Below are 2,051 nucleotides of genomic sequence, written 5' to 3' on the forward strand. Positions count from 1 at the left end.
GCGGCCCGCCGGCAGGACGATTTCCAATCGATGCGAACATGATCCAGTGGCTCTCCCGTGCGACCAGGATCGGTTACGCCCTGGTCATCCTCCTGGTGCTGGCGACCCCGGTCCTGCTGGCCTGGCAGCACTATGGCATGACGCGCACCCTCGAGATCTCCCCGCGGCATCCGTATGACGCCACGGTGACCGACGATCGCGTCCTGCCGCGCGGGAACCCCGCGCCGGGCAATTCGGTCGCGTCGCTGGCCGTCACGAAGGATGCCTACATCCTGCGTTGCCAGATGGGGAAGGCGGCCAGGTATCCGAATTGCGCCATCCGGTTCCGGCTGGGCGACTCGGGCCAGGGTATCGACATGTCCCGCTACGACACGGTCACGCTCGACGTGCGCTATACGGGCCACGGCCGGCATGTCGTCAAGCTTCACCTGCTGAATTTCGAACCGGAGTTCTACGTGCCGGACCAGTGGGATGCGCAGCGCTTCAACGAGGCGCTGATCGATATTCCGGCCCAGTCCGAAGTCACGATCCCGCTGCATGCCTTGCGCACCGCCGACTGGTGGCACTTCGCGCGCCGGATCCCGCTATCGAAGAGCTTTGTCCGCCTCGACCACGTCACGACCGTGGAACTGCAGGCCGACGACGCCAGCGCCGCCGGCCACACCATCACGGTCGAAGTCCGCAGGATCGAATTTCGCGGGAAATGGATCTCCAGGACGACGCTGCTCGGCTGGCTGATGGCCGCATGGACGGGCTGCGGCATGCTCGGGCTGTCGCTCGGCCTGCTGCACTTCCGGTCCGGCATGCAGGCCAGCAGGACGCGCCTCGAACAGCTGGCCGCCATCGACCGGGAACGCAAGGAAGCCGCGGCCGCGCGCGAGACCGCGCTGGCGGAGGCCGTCGCACTGGCGCGCCAGCGCAGCCAGTTCCTCGCGCAGATGAGCCACGAATTGCGCACGCCGCTCAACGCCATCATCGGCTACGCCCAGCTGCTGGGACGCGATTGCCACGACCTCACCGAACGCCAATCGGCCGGCCTGGCGACCATCCGCGAGAGCGGCCAGCATCTGCTCACGCTGATCAACGACATCCTCGACCTCGCACGGGTCGAAGCCGGCAAGATGGTGCTGCACCCGGGCGCCGTCCATCTCGACACGTTTCTCCAGGTGCTGGCGAACATCATGCGCGTGAAGGCCGAGGAGAAGGGCCTGGCGTTCAACTGCGAACTCGCGCCCGGCCTGCCGGCCGCGGTGACGGCCGACGAGACGCGATTGCGCCAGGTGCTGCTCAACCTGCTGGGCAATGCGGTGAAATTCACCGACAACGGCAAGGTCTCGCTGCGGGTGCTGCCGGCCGCGCCGTCCGGTGCGCCGGACATGGCGCGGCTGCGCTTCGAGGTGGCCGACAGCGGCATCGGCATGAACGCCCAACAGCTGGCGCGCATCTTCCAGCCCTTCGAACAGGTGGCGACGGCGCAGCGGCGCGAAGGCGGCACGGGCCTGGGCCTGGCCATCAGCCAGCAACTGGTGCAGCTCATGGGCGGCAGGATAGCCGTCGCCAGCGCGCCCGGCAAAGGCAGCACGTTCTCGTTCGAGATCGACGTGCCCGTGGCCGCCGCCTCTCCGGCCGCCGCGGCACCGCACGAGACCCTGGTGGGCTACGAGGGCGAGCGCAGGCGGCTGCTGGTCGTGGACGACGTGCCGCAGAACCGCGCCATGCTGCTGGACCTGCTGCAGGACACCGGCTTCATCGTCGCCGCGGCATCGACCGGACGCGAAAGCCTGGTCCTGCTCGACAGCTTCAAGCCGGACCTGATCCTGATGGACGTCATGATGCCGGTGATGGACGGGAACGAGACGACGCGCCAGATCCGTCACATGCCGGGCTGGGGCGACGTCCCGATCATTGCCGTGACGGCCAGCGCCAGCCCGGAGGACGAACGCAAGAGCCGCGCCGCCGGCGCCAGCGCCTTCCTCGCCAAGCCGGTCGACCACGACCTCCTGCTGCGCACCATCGGCAGGCTGCTGGCGCTGCAGTGGATCACCGGACAC

At 68.3% G+C, this 2,051-nt stretch carries 1 protein-coding gene; it reads left to right on the plus strand.

All coding sequences use genetic code 11. From position 1 onward, the window contains the following. Positions 1-38 precede the first annotated feature (38 nt). Positions 39-2,051: ATP-binding protein (locus ACEN88_RS30100; RefSeq protein ID WP_413345615.1), on the plus strand; the 2,013-nt coding region annotated here is incomplete at its 3' end.

The sequence above is a fragment of the Massilia sp. CT11-108 genome (assembly GCF_047302915.1).
Classification (GTDB): domain Bacteria; phylum Pseudomonadota; class Gammaproteobacteria; order Burkholderiales; family Burkholderiaceae_D; genus Telluria; species Telluria orientalis.